Genomic DNA, 19,464 nt, shown 5'->3' with positions numbered 1-19,464 from the left:
GTTTAGATGATTACTCATAACAGCCTATAATTTTATCTGACCATACGTCTGTAGTGTAATTTTCTCTAACTAATGAATAACCATTTTCTGATCGCATTTTACACACACTTGTACCACTAAATATTTCATTCATTGCAGAAGCTATCAACTCAGGTTTACCAGGTTCAACCAAGAAAGCTGCATTTTTCCCATCCAAAACCTGACGAATACCGCCTATATTAGAAGCAATCAAAGGTACCTTCAAAGCTAAAGCTTCTAGCATAGATAATGATGTGGCTTCAATATAATCACCAACAGGCACTGAGGGAACTATTGAACCCAATGCGTTAGCGGTGATTCGTATACAATCTGTACGTTTCTTAGCCCCCATGAAAATTACCTCATTTTCTAAATTTAGAGAATTCACTAACTCTCTTAACTCTGACTCAAGAGGGCCTTGGCCTAATATATATAATTTAACATTTATAACGGGATTATTTCTTAAAAATAAATCAAATGCCTTGATCGCATACTCTACACCGTTTTTTTCATGCAAGTGTCTTGAAACAAGAAAATATTTACCACATTCGCTATTAGACTCTTCAATTTTATAGCTCAGTAAATCACTTTCAACAGCATTTGGTATTACCTCTACCCTTTTATTACCAAGTTCATGTTTAAAATCTCTTATTATTAATTCTCTTTGTAAGTTATCAACAGCAATATACAAATCAGCAAAATCAACAGTTTTAGAATCTAACCCCCTAATATATTGAGGCACAAGTGACTTTGATATTTCTGGGTGAATTTCATATTGCTGATAAAAAGGAGCATGGATAGTTTGCACTATCCTCAAATTGAATTCATCTTTCAACATAAATGCAGCTATTGTTGAACTACGATCATGAGTATGAATAATTACACACTGTTTATCATTAACATTTTTGCATATTGATTTTTTTAACTTTTTCTTTATAAAATATATGTTCGCAATAGGATATAAACTATTTGATAAATGAGGAAAATTAAAAATTTTTGAGAATAGGCGCACAAAATAATGGAACAACTTACCATCAGTTGTTGACCCCAACACAACATCTAAAAGTTTATTCTTTTTATCTAATTCATTAATTAATAGCTTTAAATGAGTGCCTACACCGCCACTATCGAGCCTACTATGACCTGTAACAACTATCACTTTATGACTCACTTACAATACTCCTTAGATATTTATTAAATTTACCAGCCATAACCCTCGCTCTTTCTTTCTCCCCCTTAACAACATTATCATTTTCTTCAAGCCATTTAGCCTTTTCTATACCTTGTAAAATGTCTACATGGTTAAATGGGTAAGTTACTGTTTCGAAATTACTGAACTTTCTTGAGAAAATTGATAGTTTGGGCTCAATTTCCAAGCTTACAAAAGGTATAGACAACAATGAGCTGACAACTAAACCATGAAACCTTGAAGAAATAATTACATCACAACAGGCTATTATATTTAAAAAATCTAAAATTGTTTGCTCATCAGGGTTCCAAACAATATATTTTAAAGAATATGACTTACAAAACTTAATCCACTTTTTATCATGTACAGAGCTAAAGAAAATGAAAATATGGTCTTTACCTTGCTCAGATAGCTTTTCTACCACTTTCATAATCACTTTTTCAGGGATTACACCTTCTTCGGTATTCACCCAGTCCCTTAAAACAATACCCACTTTAGCCTTATCCTGTATGCCAAGTCTTTTAACACCTTGAAGATATGGTTCGAACTCTGGGCAAAAACACAAGTCTGATCCAAAGTTAATACTATCAGCATAACCTTCCATATAACGAATAGACTTCGCATCTCTAAGCGAAATAAAATCAGCTTTAGATAAACTTTTTATAACACGTTCCTTAATTGTTACATCTTCAAATGGACCTAAGCCTATACCAATATATGAAACAGATTTAGAGCTAACTTCTTTACTGAGGCGCCTTGTTAAAGTGTTATACATTCTTCTTGGATTAATCAGATTACCAGCGACCTTACTAAGAATATTTGCTAACCCAAACTTATTTGACTTAAAATGAAAAAACTGAGTGCCGCCACCATATATGCAAACATCATAATTTTTATTAGAATTATTTGCATTTATCTTAATATCTGGGTTTAACTTCTTTATATAATTATGGTCTGGACATAAAAAATCTGCATCACAATTAATATTTTCCAACAAGTTAAACATTGTAAGCATTAGTAGATCATCGCCGAAATTCCTAGTACCGTATGCTCCTTTAACAACTATATTCACAACAAAACCCACCCACAAAACATTATAAAAAACATAAACATTAAACCTTTAATATTTACAAACATTTCCGCTCTTACTACACCACTAGTATGATACATATATAAAGAGGTAAACAATGTAATAAAATGAGCAAAAAGCATAGACTGAACTAACACAGCTATTTCAAATCCAAAATATACGATTCCTAAAAAAACTAAAAGCAACCAAATCGAGTTATTAATAAGAGACAAATGAAGTTTACCTGCTTGTATATTTTTTCTAAAAAGCGACAACTTGAATACAGACAATATTGAAATCATCATCATGTATGCTAGCAATTCAACATTAGAACTATTTATTATTCCATTGCCATATATCACTTCGAAAAAACCTATTTCATATAGAAACAAACAGATAACACCAACTATAAGCGTAGGCACATACAAGTTAACAAGTTCTATATTTTTATTTTCTAGCCGATTTAAGAAGGGTAATAAAGGTGCTGTAAAAGCTGTAGTAGCAAATAATATCAACTGCGTTATCTGTAATAAGACAGACAAAAGACTACTTTCAGCAGCACCTAAATTATCATAAGCATAATAGTTTAGGCACCACATAGAGCCAGTAACCATTATGTTTGTTAGTAGCAAAGGTAAAGCTTCACTTATAACCTCTCTCTTAGTTTCAAAATATTTATCCTTGATATTATTATCTACAAGTAATGAGAAAAAGTTTAATACAGAACCCAAAAAGACATATAATGCAAGGGCCAATATAGAACCTATAAAACCAAAAATCTGAGTTAATATCACCGACCCTAAAATCAACGCTGAAACTTTAATAAAACCATTAAATAAAATTTTCTTATAAAGCAGCTTCGCATTTAAACCACCATGAGACATTGACTCTATTGAATATGAAAGTGAACAAATAAATATAAACACAAACAAATAAGGAGCACTTATACCATTCAAATCAATAAAAAAACATGCTACTAACGAACTTAAAAAACTTAGAATTATTGATACTGGTAACCGATTTTTTATTAAAGCAATAATAGATATATTTAATTTTGAAACTAGATTAGTTATTAAAATACCAAAGCTCGCCGCACTCACCGTACCTAAAACCATGGTCAAATTATAAATTAAAGAATAGGTCGCAAAATCTTCAATTGTCAAAAAGTGAGAAAGATAGATTAGTACAATGAAAACGCCTGATTTTGTTAAGACATTAGCTGTTAAACTTAATAAACTGAACCCAAATAATCGGTTTAACATTTATTATAACCAAATACCTTTAGTATCTATAAGATAGCTTACAGACGGTTTTTCAGCTCTAAACTCTTTATGATCTACTAGTAGCAAATGAATATCTGCACTATTCTTTGCAACTTCAAATGTAGATAACTGAAGCGAGTTTATATTCTTTGATAATTTTTCAACATTAGGCTCAACAGCAATAACAACTCCAGAATGTAATTCAGCTATCTGTTGAGAAATATTTAAAGCAGGGCTTTCGCGTAAGTCATCTATGTCAGGCTTAAATGCTATGCCATAACACGCAATAGTCACGTCTTTTGCTGTTTTAGTTGGGTTTGCTTGCAAAAAGTCTGCAATTGCTAGTTTAACTTTATTGATCACCCAATGCGGTTTTGAATCATTCACTTTACGGGCGGTATGAATTATTTGCGCTTCTTCAGGTGTTTTACTTACGATAAACCACGGGTCAACTGCAATACAGTGCCCACCTACACCAGGACCAGGCTGCAAAATATTTATCCTAGGGTGGCGGTTAGCAAGAGATATCAGCTCCCACACATCAATATCTAGCTTATCGCAGATAATTGAAAGCTCATTAGCGAATGCAATTTGAACATCTCGACAAGAGTTTTCTGTGAGCTTTGCCATTTCAGCAGTACGAGCATTAGTAGTAACACACTCACCTTCTACAAAAGTTTTGTAGAGTTCAATAGCTGCTTCAGAACATTTTGCTGTCATACCACCGATTACACGATCATTTTCTACTAACTCGCGAACAACATGGCCGGGCAATACTCGTTCGGGGCAATGTGCAATGCGGATGTCTGAACTTTCACATTGCGTTTGCGGAAAGCTTAAATCTGTTCGTGCTGCTGCTAGCCACTCAGCCATTTTTTCTGTTGCACCGACTGGTGAAGTTGACTCTAAGATTACTAGGTCACCTTTTTTTAATACTGGTGCGATTGCTTTACTTGCCGCCTCAATATAAGACAAATCTGGCTCAGGTATCTCCAAGTCATTATTTTTGAAGGGGGTAGGTACTGCTATCAAGAATGCGTCAGCAGGCTCTGGTGTAGTTGTTGCTTTTAAATAACCTTCAGTTACAGCTGCGCGCACAATCATATCAAGCTCAGGTTCTACGATATGAATTTCACCACGATTTATAGTATCAACTGCATTTTGATTTACATCTACACCTATTACTTTTTTCTTGCGAGATGCAAACATTGCTGCCGTTGGTAACCCTATATACCCAAGGCCTATAACTGAAATAGTATTAAAAGACATGGTATCCCTTTTTTTAAAGCTGTAAGCTGTAAGCTGTAAGCAAAATTTAATTATTAATAAATTTGTTTAGTTAGCTAAAATATCACAAATTCGAATGCATGCATTACCATCACCATAAGGGTTATGAGCTCGGCTCATTTCTGCATAACTATTTTCGTTTGTCAGTAGTTCAGTTAAAGAAGCTGCTATCAAATCAACGTCTGTACCAACGAGTTTAACTGTACCGGCTTCAACCGCTTCAGGTCGCTCCGTTGTATCGCGCATAACTAATACAGGTTTACCTAAGCTAGGCGCTTCTTCTTGAATACCACCAGAATCCGTTAGAATAATATGAGCTTGGTTCATTAGGTATACGAATGGTAAGTATTGCTGAGGTTCAATTAAATGAACGTTATCAACGTCCGCAAGAATACGCTTTACTGGCTCTTGCACGTTCGGGTTTAAATGTACTGGATAGAGAATTTGAGTCTCTGGGTGATTTTTAGCTGTGCGCGCTAATGCTTCACAAATACGTTCAAAGCCTCCGCCAAAACTTTCACGCCTATGACCTGTAACCAAAATAAGTTTTTTTGTTTCATCTAAAAATGGAAATTGCGCTGCTAGCGTCGAAGATAAATCACTATCTTGTTCTATTTGCGATTTGACCATTAATAGAGCGTCAATAACTGTATTGCCAGTAATAAAAACATTTTCTTCACTGTAGTTTTCAGTTAATAGGTTTTTCTTAGATGTTTCAGTTGGAGCAAAATGATACTTAGTTAATGCGCCGGTTAGTTTTCGATTTGCTTCTTCAGGCCAAGGTGAATATATATTGCCAGTACGTAAACCGGCTTCAACGTGGCCAACAGCTATTTGCTCATAATATGCTGCTAAGCTTGCCGCAAATGTGGTTGCTGTATCACCATGCACTAGCACTACATCAGGTTTAAATTCTCTTAAAACAGGCGTTAGTTCTAACAAAATACGTCCTGTAACTTCAGGTAACGTTTGACCCGCTTTCATTAAATTTAAGTCATAGTCAGGGATGATTTTGAAAAGTTCTAACACCTGATCAAGCATTTCTCGATGCTGTGCAGTTACACATACTTTCGCGTCGAAACGATCGTCTACTGCAAGCGTATGAACAAGCGGTGCCATTTTTATTGCTTCTGGCCTTGTGCCGAATACTGTTAGAACTTTCACAGGTTTTCCTATATTTGTCATTATTTCGTTTATCCTTGAAACTAGTTCAGGACTATACTTTTACTACAACATGTTAAATGTATTTTTCGCCATAAATGACGACTTACATTAAATAATCACTTGTAGCTACTAATGAGGCTTGAAAATAACTCTTCGTTTATAAACCTGAATGAAGAGCTATGACATCCTGATGAATTACTATTTGTCAGACTTGTATTCGTAATTGTAGTAACCATAATATCCATAAGCATTACTCGCTTTTTTAAGCACACCATTAAATACAACACCTCTTATATCAATACCATTTTGCTCAAAGCGATTACGCGTTACTTCCAGTTCTTTTACATGGTTCTGGCCAAATCGCGTTACTAGTAACGTACTACCTGCATGAGCACTCACAATGGCAGGATCCGTCACAGCAAGAATCGGGGGGGTATCTATAATAACCAAATCATATTTACTGCTTACCTTTTCAACTAACTTGCTAAAGTTGCTATGCATTAAAAGCTCTGAAGGGTTTGGCGGTATTTGGCCTCTGGTAATTACATCTAAATTAGCGACTTGGCTGGATTTAGTGACATCAATCAAATTTAGCCTGCCTGATAAGTAGTCACTCAAGCCGTTATCCCAATTCATACCAAACTGAGTTTGCAGGTAACCTTTACGCATATCAGCATCAATGATCAGCACCTTTTTATCACTTTGCGCTAGCACTGTTGCTAGGTTCACTGAAATAAATGATTTACCCACACCCGGGCTTGGGCCTGAAATAGCAATGATGTTATTTTTAGCTTCCATCATCGCAAAATGCAGGCTCGTTCTAAGGCTTCGCAGTGCTTCAATCGAGAGGTCCGCAGGGTTATCTACCGCGAGTATTGACTTGGCTTTTTGGGTTTTACCTTTACGCGCTTTTGCAAAACCAGTCAGTTTAACCTGGTATTCTGAATAAGGTACGCTTGCATATACAGGTAAACCTAACGCTTCAATTTCGCTTGGGTCTTCAATACCTTTATGCATTGCTTTTTGCACCAGTACAATCGCAACAGCAAACATGCCGCCCAATAAAGTTGCCAATACCACAATTAATGCTTTTTTAGGTTTAACTGGCTTTGAACTGTTAACTTCTGCGTAATCTATGATACGCACGTTACCCACAGTGCCTGCACGTACTATGTCAAGCTCTTGGGTTTTGGCGAGTAATAATGTGTAAATTTCGTTATTGACTTCTACGTCGCGCGTCAGGCGTAATAGCTCTTGTTGCGTTTCAGGCAAAACTTGTACTTCGCCTGCCAGCTTAAGTTTTTGCTCTTTAACTACATCAATTTGCTCAATAACCCCTAGGTACGATGGGTGTTCTCTTTTAAATTTGCGACTAAGCTCTAAACGTTTTAAGTCAAGCTCTTGGAGCTTTGTATCTAATTTTACTATTTGCTCAAGTACTGCTTGAGTTTCTAATGAAATATTAACTGATTCACGTTTTACTTGATATTCATTGAATAACTGTTCAGCTTCTTCAAGTTGCTTTTTAACTTCTGGCAATTGTACGTTTAAAAATTCTAATGACTTTTGTGCTTCAGCACTATTACGCTCAACGTTTCTGCGTACGTAAACACTGGCTACTTTATCAAGTACTTGCTCAGCGTAAGCTGAATCTGCATGCTGTAAGCTTAAATTTATAATGCCTGAGTCTTTGCCTTTTTCACTTGCGCCAATCTCTGCTTGTAAATCAAGCACCGTGTTTAACCTATCCCTTTTGGCAATAAAGAACTCTGTATTAGCCCTAGCCACTAACGTTTTAACTGTTAACGTAAACATGCCAGTAGTTAGCTCGCTACCTACTGCACCACTTAGAATTACATTGCTATTCGCATCAAGTAGCTCAATTTGATTTTGCCCTTTTGCTACTAGCGTAAATTGCTGGCCAATCGCATTGGCTGGTACGTCAAATCTAAAAATATCTAGCTGTTCACCGCCCCAAGCATAACTTTCAGCACCAAAGCTTGGTGCTGCCAGCTCGCCAGGTTGGCTGGGGGAAAACGAGCGAAATATCTTCCCGCCAATAAGCGGAAACTGTTTATATTCAACAGCAACATCGAGTTTTAAGGCATCAACTGCTTCACCAATAATACTACGTGATTTAAGGAGTTCTATTTCAGTCACTGCGGCAGAGGTGCTTTCAAACATGCCTGCCATATCATCAAAACCAGGGACTGAACCGCCCTTTTCTTCTACTTGGATCATAGCCGTTGCTTGATATATTGGCGTGCTTAAAAGTGCATAAGCAATACCTACCAGCATAAATAGCGTGGTAACTGAAATAATAAAAAACTTTCTATCAAGTAGCGCACCAAACAGCGCCATTAAGTCTATTTCTTGTGGGTCTTGCTGAGATTGTTCTCGAACAGGCTTTGCCTGTTGGTTTGCAACAAAATTAGGCTGAGCATTCATAAACGCACCTTTTCCTTATAAATACTTTTGCCAAGCGCCACAAGCGCTCTCAATTAACTCGTAAACATGCTCAAACGCTTCTCGCGATTGACGGTATGGATCGGGTATTTCTTTGTCATCAAGCCATTTACCCAATAAAAAAGTTTTACCTCGCGCTTGCGGGTAACGATTACATAAGTCAGATAAATGCCGCTGTTCCATCACTAAAATTACACTATTTTCAGCAACCAGTGATGAATTTAACTGCCGACCTTTATGGGCTGACATATCGATATGTTGCTGCTGTGCTAGTTCAACCGCGGTTGCATCGGCACCTTTTCCTTCAAGCGCGGTTAAGCCTGCTGATGAAACGCGAATAAATTTACCTTGTAGCTTGTCTTTTAAAATATACTCTGCTGTGGGACTACGGCAGATGTTACCAGCGCAGACCACTAAAATACTATCAAACATATTGGGCCCTTACTGGTTTTCGATATCTTGTAATGCATCGACGGTAGAAAGTGATGGTAGTAATAAGCTAATGACACGGTTCCAACGAGCAAGTGGTGCACTGGTTACATACACTATATCGCTCGGCTGTAATTCAAACTGTTCTGCCATGACAAGCGCTGCAATACTTTTAGCATTTAGCTGATATACATCGGCAAGCACGCCATCGCGCTCAAAGTCACGCTTGCGTAATACAAACACGCCGCTGGCATTTGCGGTAGTTTCATTTAAACCACCAGTTTCACTGAGCGCTTGTGCCAAATTCAAACCATAACGGGTAACTTGTACTGTACCCGCACGTTTTACATCGCCTAATACAAATACATTTTGTTTATCATTTCGCGATATATGAATAATATCACCATGTTGTAATAAGCGGTTTTGTGAAATGTCGCCCGATGCGTAAAACGCGTTTAGTTCTATATTTTCGGTTACATCACCACGCGTGAAACTAATTTGTTGCCAATCAGCGTTATCTGTCAAGCCACCAGCCTGACTTACCGCATCGATAAGTGTTAACGGTGTCTCTGTAATGGCATATACACCTGGTTTATTTACTTCGCCTGTCACATACGTACGCTGACTTTTAAAGCCAACTACTTTTACATCAACTTGTGGGTCTTCTATTACGCGACTTAGGCGCTTAACTAATTCTGCACGTACTTGATTAACAGTTTGACCGGCTGCCTTAATACCGGGCGCATAGGCAAAGTTCAGGCTACCATCGGCTTGAACTCTAAAGCCATCAAACTCTGCGGTTCTTTGTACTGCTGCTGGAATGGTTAGTTCTGGATGATCCCACACCCCCACACTCAGTACATCGCCAATGCCTAGTTTGTATTCATAATCAGTGACATCAACACCTTGAGAAGGCAACTTTTGAGTTGCTAACGCACTCTGCTGTAAGTTTTCTTTTTGTGCGCGTATAAGATAAGAGTCAATCATTTTAACATTGACGTGCTCTAATTCTTGTTGGGCATTATTATAATCTTGCCCACCGTTCAGCCCTTCAAAGTGGCTACCAGGAATAATATTACAACCAGAAAGTGAAATAAGAGCAAGGGATGAAAGAAGTTTAATACAACATTTAGCCATTTTTATTCCATATAGCTTTTTAAAGACAGTTATCTATCGAATTAGAACACGAGCACAGTAAGACCGCAAGTGCAATGCACTTAATTGTTAACAGAGCATTAAAAAAGCTTTAGATTATACGCCGCTTTTTATTCAGTAAATTTAAACAATACAATATGGAAGAAATATGGAATTTAAAGCAACCTCGCTTAAATGGGCATGTCCCTGTTCTATTTACAATCATAAATAGTTCTGAAGTCACAGCAATCCATAGCCTGCCAAAAGGGTCTATAATATTCAACGCACATTATAGTTTTAAATTTCTCTTTGTAAAGCAGCAAAGCGTAAATTAATTACAAAAATCTAATGATACACCCTCACAATGATAATGGAGCTTTCCTGATATGATTACTCCTGTAAAACAACAAAGAAATTCATGTAATAATGCGTATCCCTGCTTCTTTATTGTATTCATATGGAACGATAAGACAACTTTGATAACACCACTTTTATGTTGTTCATGATTGTGTTTAACAAAACAGTAGCATGTTTACTGGAGCTACTTTCAACATAACACCGTAACTCCGGCGCATTACCTGAAGACCTAAGATGCACTGACAGCCCGTCGAATGTCATCTTTACTCCATCAATATTGTTAATAGCTATGCCCCCCTTCGAATTAACCCCCAACTGTTTTAACAATGCTTCAGGTGTTTGCTCTGCTTTTTCTAATAATAATTGACTTTTAGCAGGTGGAGTATTCTGAACACGATCGCTGTCAGTAAAACGCTCTGGTAGATCTTTCAAACTTGATGATAATACCTCTTTCTTTGACACAACATCAGCAAAAACAATTAAAGCAGGTAATAGTGCATCACGGGTTACCAGTGCATTAAGCTTTGCGCCGTTAAATAGCATATCAGAGCCGAGTAAAAACCCGCCGTTGGCTTCAAAACCAGCAATAGAATACACTGTCGTTAATTCATGAGCTCTTTTATCATTAATGCCCTCTTTTATTTTTGTATAACAATGGGAAGCAAATGCACTTATTACATATGGTGAACCAATTTTAGTACGAACAACTTGTTTAAAAGCTTGGCTCAACTCTATTGCACTGTTACAACTAACAGGAACTGCGAGTACGTCAATACCTAGAGCTTTTGCGCATAATAGCCCCAATATATCACCTCTAAACCAATCACCTTTTTCATCCGCAACTAAAGGTCTATCACCATCTCCATCCGTTGAAAATAACATATCAAGTTGATACTTTTTTACCCATACGAGTGCTCGTTGTTTATCTTCTGAGGATACAGCTTCAGTATCAATTGGAACAAATTCGTCACTTCTTCCTAGAGGTATAACGTGAGCACCTAGTCGAGTAAATATTTTTGCATATAAATCCCTTCCAGCACTTGAGTGCTCATAAACACCAACACGCAATCCCTTAAAAATATTTTTATCAAACAATGAAGTATATCGTTCTATGTAGCGCTCTTCTGCAACTTTACTTATAAATAATTCATCTTGGAGGAACACTGATTTGAATTCAACACTCGCATTTAATATGCTGGCTTCATCGTCTTTCGTGATTTCCCCATCAGGACGATAAAACTTCAAGCCGTTACGATCAAAAGGAATATGACTTCCTGTAACCATTATTGCTGGAATGCGATCACACATAGCGCTATATGCTAATGCTGGCGTGGGAACTACACCAAAGTATATTACTTTAATATTCAGTTGTGATAATGACGCAGCGCAAGCTTGGGCCATTTTGACGCTACTTGGCCGGTTATCAATTGCAATCGCAACTTCATCAAAATCAAAAGACGCTTGCATTGCATTGATAAAGTTTACCGTAAAAGCGGCACATACATCTTTGGATAGCCTTGTAACTAAGCCTCTTACACCGCTTGTGCCAAACGAAACTTCACTTCGTTTGATAACATCAGAACTAACCAACATATATTTTAAACCTTCAGTAAATATATTAGTTTACTTACGGCCATATTTGTCTTCAAAACGCACAATATCATCTTCTTTTAGATAACTTCCAGATTGGACTTCAATTAGCTCCAAGCCTACTTTCCCCGGGTTTTCTAAAACATGGACTGCGGTAATTGGAATATAGACCGACTCATTTTCGGTCAAAAACCGTTCTTTTCCATCAATAGTTACCTTTGCGGTTCCTGAAACAACAATCCAATGTTCCGCACGATGATGATGCATTTGCTTGCTCAGCTTAGCACCTGGTTTTACAGTTATTCGCTTCACTTGAAAGCGCTCACCTACATCGATTAAATCGTATTTACCCCAAGGCCGGTATACTTCTCGGTGGTATTTAACCTCTTCTCTTGCATTTTTTTTCAATGCTTGCACAATCGACCCGATCTCTTGAACGCAAGATTTATTGGTAACAAGAATCGAGTCTTTTGTTGACACAATTATTAGATCTTTAACACCGGCAGCCACAACAAGCTTACTATCGGTATGAATAAATGAGTTTTCGCAGTCTACATGATAGACATCGCCAGCAAATACATTGCCACTATTGTCCTTTTCGGATATTTTCCAAAGCGCTTCAAACCCGCCTACATCATTCCATTTCGCATTCATTGGTACCATAACGGCATCTGGTGTATGCTCCATAACAGCATAGTCTATAGATTCATTAGGACACGCCATAAAGGCGCTTTTATTGATGCGAATAAAATCCAAATCTAGCTCTTGTACTTCAGTGGCCTTTTTGCATGCTTCAAATATATCCGGTCTATATTCATTAAGCGCATCAAGGTAACGGCTAGCTCGAAACAAAAACATGCCACTATTCCAGCAATATTCCCCTGACAGTAAGTATTGCTCTGCGACTTCTCTACTTGGCTTTTCAACAAAATGCTCAACAATGTAACCACTACCACATTGAGCACCTCTTTTAATATATCCATACCCCGTTTCAGGCGTATTGGCATCAACTCCGAAAACCACAAGTTTTCCTAATGCTGCATGCTCAATGCCAGCGTGAATTGAGTGCTGAAACGCATCAATATCGCCAATAACATGGTCGGCTGCAAGTATAAGAAGGAGTGGATCGTTACTATTTTCTATGGCTTGAAATGCGGCTAATGCAATCGCAGGTGCTGTATTACGCCCCTCAGGTTCTAAAAAAATCCCTCCTAACTTCTTATCCAACTGACGCAGCTGTTCTGCTGCAATAAAGCGATGTTCCTCATTGCATATAATTAGCGGCGGTTCATGGGCAATGCCGTTTAATCTGCATATAGTTTGTTGCAGCATTGAATTCTGGCTATTGTCGAGCGACAAAAACTGCTTCGGATAGTTTTCCCTAGATAATGGCCACAATCGCTTACCAGAGCCGCCCGCCATTATAACTGGTAGAATTTTTTCATCATGATGCATAATAAAACGACTTATTTCAGACTAATGACAGTGGGTATGAACTCAATCACTACCAAATATATCCCGAGTATATACTTTTTCTTGCACATCAATAAGCTCATCAACCATCCTATTTGATATTATAATATCACTATACGCTTTTAGTTCATTTAAGCACTTCACAACCTTGGAGTTTAAAAAAAACACACCGTTAAAAGTTGGCTCATAAATAAGTAACGTTACGCCCTCCGCTCTTAAGCGTTTCATGATCCCTTGAATTGCAGATGATCTAAAATTATCAGAGCCCGATTTCATGACTAATCGGTAAATACCAACCACTTTTGGTTTTCTTGCTAAAATTGAACTAGCAATAAAATCTTTACGAGTCTTATTTGCATTCACTATAGCTTTGATTAAGTCATTTGGCACATTTTGATAATTTGCTAGTAGCTGTTTTGTATCTTTAGGCAGACAGTACCCTCCATAGCCAAATGAAGGGTTGTTGTAATGATTGCCTATTCTTTGATCTAACCCTACCCCCTCTATGATTTCCCGACTATCAAGGTTGTGAGTTTGTGCATAACTATCTAATTCATTAAAATACGCAACACGCATTGCTAAGTAAGTATTTGAAAATAACTTAATTGCTTCAGCTTCTGTTGACCCCGTTAACTGTATTTGAATGCTTTCCTTTTTAGCACCTTGCTCTAATAAACTTGCAAACTGTTTTGCTTTTTCCGTTGTACCACCAACCACAATACGTGACGGGTATAAACTATCGTATAACGCCCGCCCCTCTCTTAGGAATTCTGGTGAAAAATAAATAGTTAATTTAGGGAAGTAAGTTCGTATATTAACTGTATAACCAACTGGCACTGTCGATTTAATAATTACGACGCTATTAGGGGATATATTTTGAATATCATGTAATACCGCTTCTACAGAAGTCGTATTAAAATTATTTTTTTTGTGATCATAGTCTGTAGGCGTCGCAATGACTATAAAAGCACAATCTACATAAGCTTCCCTCTTATCTTTAGTCACCTTAAAATTCAATAATTTGTTCTCTAAAAACTCGAAAACTTTCGGATCAGCAATAGGCGACATTCGTTTATTCAATTGATCTATTTTCACATTATCAATATCGTAAGCAACAACTGCATTATTTTGCGATAAGAGCAATGCATTTGATAAACCTACGTAGCCCGTACCAACAACTGCCACCTTTACCATAACATTTGTAGCCCTATAAACTCCCCGAATAAAACGCAGCTACCCATGTTCATTACTCACTTCTCTTCGCAAATTTAATTTCTTTTTTTCATATTCATACCTATGCGGGTACAATGCTGTCATAATTAAAATTATCCCCATTACAGCATATACACTATTTACAGAGCTCACCGATGCGCCGTTCAGAAACAAGATTACAATTACTGTGAGCCTAGCTTTTAGCGTCACTTGACTTAATTTCATTAAACCGTTGATCACAAAAAATATAAAGAAAAAACCAAAAAAACCGTGATCAAAAATAGTTCTTGTAATATAAGAGTGTAATATCACCGAATAGCAAATATCTGGAGACTTTGCACTGAAGAGTGTTTGATAAAACACCAAACGGTTACAAACTTCATCAGGTAAAGGTGTCAACACCTGTGAACCAAATAAAAATTGCCACCACCCCCAGTCAGATATCGCAACTAAAAACCCTTGAAAAAACACCACTCTATCAATATCTTCAGCGCTCCCTCCAGATAGTCGGCTAATAAAAATAGCAATAACACCAATACCTATAAGGCCTGCAACAAATATTTGAAAAATGACTTTCCAGTTCATCTCCTTAATCGTCAACAGTACAAACATAGCCAAAAAACAAATTATTCCAGACCTCGAACCTGACAGGAAAATGATGACTCCAAGCAATATCCACTCACTGGCGGACAGAGAGTTCCTCAGTCCCCAAACCGCTACACCAACAAAAAGCAAGAACATAACTTCAAAATTATTCTCTGTAAATATGCCTGGCCTAAAACCTGCACCAATAGCAATCCAAACTACATATTTAAGAAAAAATAAAGACAACATTAGATACCAAAATTTTTTCAATATATCACTAGTGAATAGCACTTTAGATGAAAAAAAGCATAGAATTGATAAGTAGAAAAAAGCTTTATATGCCAAAAGAAAATCAGACGGATGCACACCTCTAATCTGGCCTAAAAGAAATGAAACAATAAAGTAACCTGCTGATAAAGAAAAAATCCCCCAAACAACTAAATCCATTCTTTTTACTACACAAAAAAGAGCAAATAAAACTAGCAGTTCGAAAATAATATTAACGGGCAATACATGGTAACTCCCAAACGATAAAAAGCTGAGCAAAGAAAGAACTAAAAAAAGTAATAGGTATTGTTGCCTAACCATATAACGACCACACCCTAATATTTATCGCGTCTAAATTTACGAGTAATCGTTGATTTAAGTATCAAAACGTTTATAGACTTTGGAAGCAATAATAATAAGTATGCAAACATCCGATACTTATCCCACCATAACATTGGATGCTTATAAAGTAGTTTAAATGCCTGAATTTTATGGCCCTGCATAAGATTACTTTTTACACAGCTCATTACTGTTAAGTGCTTTAAATATGACAAACTACGTTTCATTTCATGCGGTACAAAACCTTGTTCAAGCAACTTATCAAATGCATATATATGTGGAGAAGGGACGATTAATTCCGGCTGTTTCACAGTTGTATTAGAAGCTGACAAGTCATAAACAACACATGTTCTAGCCGAGTAAGCTATGGGCCAAAAGCATGCCATAGCCCCCCAGACAACCTGATCTTCACCTAAAGAAAGAGACTCAGGAAACCCTCCTACGGAAAGTAATGCCTCTTTATCTAAACACAGAGATGAGGCGGTAATAGGTAAATCTTCATGACAACAAGCTTGAAAGTAGTCGCCTAAAAGTCCTTTATTTCTTAATATAAAAGAATTACGCGCGAGCTCTTTCGTATCTTCAAAGCCGAATTCATAGCCTGTAAAAAACAACTTTGCACTAGGGTATTCACGCTGCAGACTCATGATCTCTTCTACAAAGCAATCATACCAGTAATCATCAGCATCAAGAAACGCAATATATTGTGATGTGCATAGGGATACTCCAACATTACGCGCACACGACACTCCTTGATTGCTCTGTGAGTGAAGAACAACCTTACTGCTTGTTAAAGATTTAACTAATTCAGCTCCGCCATCACTAGACCCATCATCAACAACTATTATTTCTTTAACTGATACTGTTTGATTTAGTACGGAGTGAATTGCTCTTTCTATAAAAGCGGCTTTATTAAATAAGGGGATAACAACAGAAATATCCATTTTATACTTTACTGACCCATCTTATGAAACAAGATTTACTCATTATAAATAGCCATGCATCGGTAAACTAAATACACTTCGAGCTAACTTTTCTGCGATGGGAAAATCACCTAATTTATAACCTAAACTCGCAAATGCAGTTTGTTCATGCATACAAGTTCCATAATAAATAACTGTCGGAACGCCTTTTTCTTTGTATTCTGCGATCGCTTTGTCACGATCATCACATTGCAAAGTATATTGCGCCCACGAGCTAGTATAGCCATTAGGCACAACGGGAACTTTATATTGTTCTTGCAAAGTGTCTGTATACTGCTTTGCTGCATGATTTCGGCTATCCAGTTCAACGGGGAATTCAGCCAATTTCTCAAGTAATATAGCCGCTTGAATTGTATCAAGCCGACTATTCATGCCAATGCGAACATTGTCATATTTATCTTTTCCTTTACCGTGAACTCGATATGAACGAATAAGCTCTGCATATTCATCATTATCCGTAAAAATAGCCCCCCCATCTCCATAGCACCCCAAAGGTTTTGCGGGGAAGAAACTCGTTGTCGCTATGTCTCCAAATGCACCTGCTTTACGAGTATTACCTCGGGTGTCCGTAATCGATCCGCCAAATCCCTGAGCGGCATCCTCAATTAAATGTAAATTATACTTCTTGGATAATGCTTCAAGTTTTTCATAGTCAGCAGGCAAACCAAATAAATCAACGGCTATGATAGCTTTTGGTTTTAACTTTCCCTCATCAAGGACAGCCAAAATTCGTTGCTCTAAATCATTAGAACAAATATTAAATGTATCCGGGTTTGAATCAACAAAAATAGGTGTCGCCTTTTCATATGCAATCGCTTCGGCTGTTGCAAAGAATGTAAAAGTTGGACAAAAAACAGCGTCTCCTTCTTGAATATTTAACGCCATTAAAGATAGCGTTAAAGCATCTGTACCATTTGCACAAGTTATAGCGTGTTTCACACCAACAAAGTCTGCCAGCTTTTGTTCAAGCTCTTTTACTTCAGGCCCCATAATATACTGACCATGCTCCAACACAGTTTGAATTCGCTTGTCTATTTTTGTTTTTAAGTGTTGATACTGAGCTGCTAAGTCAATAAATTGCATATTTTTTCCATTTAAGCTTTTTCTAATGTTAAAACATCATTATTAAGATGGTATTGTTCATTGGTATTTGGGCATAAAGTAGTCGCATTACCAGTGAGTGGTATATCTAACTGCTCGCCATATTTACTGATCCACCCTATTTGCCTTGCAGGCACCCCAACCATCAATGCAAACGCTTTCACATCTTTGTTGATCACCGCCCCAGCGCCCACTAAAGCATATTCACCAATGGTTACACCACATACAATGGTACAGTTGGCTCCAAGCGTCGCCCCTTTTTTTACTAAGGTGTCTTTGTACTCTGTTTTTCTTTCAATAAAAGAGCGCGGATTATAAACGTTGGTGAACACCATACTTGGTCCGCAAAACACATCACTTTCAAGGTGCACGTTATCGTAAACCGAGACATTATTTTGTATCTTAACGTTATCGCCTACCGTCACTTTATTGCCCACAAACACATTTTGGCCTAACGAGCAACCTTCGCCAATTTGAGCGCCACCGCAAACATGCGCAAAGTGCCAAACTCGGGTATTTTCACCAATCACCGCGCCATCATCTATAATGGCACTGTCATGCTTTTGGTAGCTCATCATTAAGCGCCTTTTACAAAACGGTGGACTTCATTCTCGTTTTCAATATGGGTTTTACCATTACGTATTGCATTAACGGTTTCAATACAATGACGTGCATCTTCTAACCCATACCCTCTGCCAGCGAGGATCTCTTGATAACTAATGGTATGTAAGTCGGTAAAGCCTTTTGAAAACTCAAGCGCTTCCCCATCACACGTAATGGAGCGATATGTTGGCTGCTTGCCTTGCACACTTTCAGGCAAGTCATTAGCATCTATTGATAAAAACCACTTAACACGGGCATTTTCATATTCTAAATAACCCGCCGCTTTATCATTGTTCATAAAGTGCAGATCATTGCGCTGTAGCTTGCCAAAAATGAAGTGCAACATATCAAAAAAATGTACACCAATGTTGGTAGCAACGCCAAACGACTTACGTGGGTCGCCCTTCCAGCTTTCCATATACCAATTACCACGCGAGGTAATATAAGTTAGCTCAACTTCATGTTTGTCATCTGAATTAGCAGACTCAACTTTCGATTTTAAGTCTAATATGGCTTGGTGGTGGCGTAACTGCAGAATGTTAAATACTTTTTTACCCGTTTCTTGCTCAACGAGTATTAGGTCTTCTAACTCAGCAATAGTAGGCACCAGCGGTTTTTCGCAAATAACATCACACCCTAAACGCAACCCAGCAGTGATGTGTGAGTGGTGCAAATAGTTCGGTGAACACACTGAGACGTAATCAAGCTTGGTGTGTTCATTGCGCTTAAGTTTATAGGCATGATCATAAAAACGTTCAAATTGGGTAAAGAACTCGCTTTGTGGTGAAATGCTGTCAATGATCCCTACTGAGTCATTTATATCGTACCCTACAGAAAGCAAGTTACCCGTTTCTTTAATGGCTTTCATATGACGTGGTGCAATATATCCTGCTGCGCCGATCAGTGCAAAGTTTTTCATTTTTTAATCCAATTCAG

At 37.5% G+C, this 19,464-nt stretch carries 16 protein-coding genes; all 16 read right to left on the bottom strand.

Going from position 1 to position 19,464, the window contains the following annotated elements:
- Positions 1-10: 10 nt before the first annotated feature.
- Positions 11-1,189, bottom strand: a complete 1,179-nt coding sequence (locus J8M01_RS24305) for a glycosyltransferase family 4 protein (RefSeq protein WP_211056890.1) — start codon at positions 1,187-1,189, stop codon at positions 11-13.
- A complete protein-coding gene (locus tag J8M01_RS02505) occupies positions 1,179-2,279 on the bottom strand; it encodes a polysaccharide pyruvyl transferase family protein (RefSeq protein WP_211056889.1) in 1,101 nt (366 codons plus the stop codon). Before J8M01_RS02505 ends, J8M01_RS24305 begins: the two co-directional genes overlap by 11 nt.
- Positions 2,276-3,538 carry a hypothetical protein gene (locus tag J8M01_RS02500; RefSeq protein ID WP_211056888.1) on the bottom strand — a complete coding sequence of 421 codons (1,263 nt, stop codon included), beginning with the start codon at positions 3,536-3,538 and terminating at the stop codon, positions 2,276-2,278. The genes J8M01_RS02505 and J8M01_RS02500 overlap by 4 nt, the downstream gene beginning before the upstream one ends.
- Positions 3,539-3,541: 3 nt before the next feature.
- Positions 3,542-4,807, bottom strand: coding sequence for a UDP-N-acetyl-D-mannosamine dehydrogenase (wecC, locus tag J8M01_RS02495; RefSeq protein ID WP_211056887.1), 1,266 nt, complete (start codon positions 4,805-4,807; stop codon positions 3,542-3,544).
- 66 nt (positions 4,808-4,873) lie between these two features.
- On the bottom strand, positions 4,874-5,989 hold the full coding sequence (wecB, locus tag J8M01_RS02490; protein WP_348772706.1) for a UDP-N-acetylglucosamine 2-epimerase (non-hydrolyzing): 1,116 nt from the start codon (positions 5,987-5,989) through the stop codon (positions 4,874-4,876).
- A gap of 198 nt (positions 5,990-6,187) precedes the next feature.
- Positions 6,188-8,437: a polysaccharide biosynthesis tyrosine autokinase gene (locus J8M01_RS02485; RefSeq protein ID WP_211056885.1), complete on the bottom strand. Its 2,250-nt coding sequence runs from the start codon at positions 8,435-8,437 to the stop codon at positions 6,188-6,190.
- A 15-nt stretch (positions 8,438-8,452) separates the two neighbouring features.
- Positions 8,453-8,887, bottom strand: coding sequence for a low molecular weight protein-tyrosine-phosphatase (locus tag J8M01_RS02480; protein ID WP_211056884.1), 435 nt, complete (start codon positions 8,885-8,887; stop codon positions 8,453-8,455).
- 9 nt (positions 8,888-8,896) lie between these two features.
- A complete protein-coding gene (locus tag J8M01_RS02475) occupies positions 8,897-10,021 on the bottom strand; it encodes a polysaccharide export protein (RefSeq protein WP_211056883.1) in 1,125 nt (374 codons plus the stop codon).
- Positions 10,022-10,471: 450 nt separating this feature from the next.
- Positions 10,472-11,968, bottom strand: a complete 1,497-nt coding sequence (locus J8M01_RS02470; protein ID WP_211056882.1) for a phosphomannomutase — start codon at positions 11,966-11,968, stop codon at positions 10,472-10,474.
- A gap of 30 nt (positions 11,969-11,998) precedes the next feature.
- Positions 11,999-13,420 (bottom strand): mannose-1-phosphate guanylyltransferase/mannose-6-phosphate isomerase, encoded by a 1,422-nt coding sequence (locus J8M01_RS02465; protein ID WP_211056881.1) that lies wholly within the window; start codon positions 13,418-13,420, stop codon positions 11,999-12,001.
- Positions 13,421-13,462: 42 nt separating this feature from the next.
- The gene (locus tag J8M01_RS02460) at positions 13,463-14,632 is read right to left on the bottom strand and encodes a nucleotide sugar dehydrogenase (RefSeq protein WP_211056880.1); all 1,170 of its coding nucleotides are present in this window, start codon (positions 14,630-14,632) and stop codon (positions 13,463-13,465) included.
- A 39-nt stretch (positions 14,633-14,671) separates the two neighbouring features.
- Positions 14,672-15,823, bottom strand: coding sequence for a hypothetical protein (locus tag J8M01_RS02455; RefSeq protein ID WP_211056879.1), 1,152 nt, complete (start codon positions 15,821-15,823; stop codon positions 14,672-14,674).
- A 14-nt stretch (positions 15,824-15,837) separates the two neighbouring features.
- Positions 15,838-16,785, bottom strand: coding sequence for a glycosyltransferase family 2 protein (locus J8M01_RS02450; RefSeq protein WP_211056878.1), 948 nt, complete (start codon positions 16,783-16,785; stop codon positions 15,838-15,840).
- A 42-nt stretch (positions 16,786-16,827) separates the two neighbouring features.
- Complete coding sequence (locus J8M01_RS02445) at positions 16,828-17,907, bottom strand: DegT/DnrJ/EryC1/StrS family aminotransferase (protein WP_211056877.1); 1,080 nt, start codon at positions 17,905-17,907, stop codon at positions 16,828-16,830.
- An 11-nt stretch (positions 17,908-17,918) separates the two neighbouring features.
- Positions 17,919-18,500, bottom strand: coding sequence for an acyltransferase (locus J8M01_RS02440; RefSeq protein ID WP_211057015.1), 582 nt, complete (start codon positions 18,498-18,500; stop codon positions 17,919-17,921).
- A gap of 2 nt (positions 18,501-18,502) precedes the next feature.
- Positions 18,503-19,447 carry a Gfo/Idh/MocA family oxidoreductase gene (locus J8M01_RS02435; protein ID WP_211056876.1) on the bottom strand — a complete coding sequence of 315 codons (945 nt, stop codon included), beginning with the start codon at positions 19,445-19,447 and terminating at the stop codon, positions 18,503-18,505.
- Positions 19,448-19,464 lie beyond the last annotated feature (17 nt).

The sequence above is a fragment of the Pseudoalteromonas sp. MMG005 genome, assembly GCF_018101015.1.
Classification (GTDB): domain Bacteria; phylum Pseudomonadota; class Gammaproteobacteria; order Enterobacterales; family Alteromonadaceae; genus Pseudoalteromonas; species Pseudoalteromonas aurantia.
Note: the sequence above shows the minus strand (reverse complement) of the source record. Positions and strands in the feature narration are given on the sequence as shown.

Coding starts and splice junctions, on each gene's coding strand:
- J8M01_RS02500 (WP_211056888.1), bottom strand. CDS start 3,538: ATGTTAAACCGATTATTTGGGTTCAGTTTATTAAGTTTAACAGCTAAT.
- J8M01_RS02465 (WP_211056881.1), bottom strand. CDS start 13,420: ATGCATCATGATGAAAAAATTCTACCAGTTATAATGGCGGGCGGCTCT.
- J8M01_RS02435 (WP_211056876.1), bottom strand. CDS start 19,447: ATGAAAAACTTTGCACTGATCGGCGCAGCAGGATATATTGCACCACGT.
- J8M01_RS02475 (WP_211056883.1), bottom strand. CDS start 10,021: ATGGCTAAATGTTGTATTAAACTTCTTTCATCCCTTGCTCTTATTTCA.
- J8M01_RS02480 (WP_211056884.1), bottom strand. CDS start 8,887: ATGTTTGATAGTATTTTAGTGGTCTGCGCTGGTAACATCTGCCGTAGT.
- J8M01_RS02450 (WP_211056878.1), bottom strand. CDS start 16,785: ATGGATATTTCTGTTGTTATCCCCTTATTTAATAAAGCCGCTTTTATA.
- J8M01_RS02455 (WP_211056879.1), bottom strand. CDS start 15,823: ATGGTTAGGCAACAATACCTATTACTTTTTTTAGTTCTTTCTTTGCTC.
- J8M01_RS02440 (WP_211057015.1), bottom strand. CDS start 18,500: ATGAGCTACCAAAAGCATGACAGTGCCATTATAGATGATGGCGCGGTG.
- J8M01_RS02485 (WP_211056885.1), bottom strand. CDS start 8,437: ATGAATGCTCAGCCTAATTTTGTTGCAAACCAACAGGCAAAGCCTGTT.
- wecC (WP_211056887.1), bottom strand. CDS start 4,807: ATGTCTTTTAATACTATTTCAGTTATAGGCCTTGGGTATATAGGGTTA.
- J8M01_RS02460 (WP_211056880.1), bottom strand. CDS start 14,632: ATGGTAAAGGTGGCAGTTGTTGGTACGGGCTACGTAGGTTTATCAAAT.
- J8M01_RS02470 (WP_211056882.1), bottom strand. CDS start 11,968: ATGTTGGTTAGTTCTGATGTTATCAAACGAAGTGAAGTTTCGTTTGGC.
- J8M01_RS02445 (WP_211056877.1), bottom strand. CDS start 17,907: ATGCAATTTATTGACTTAGCAGCTCAGTATCAACACTTAAAAACAAAA.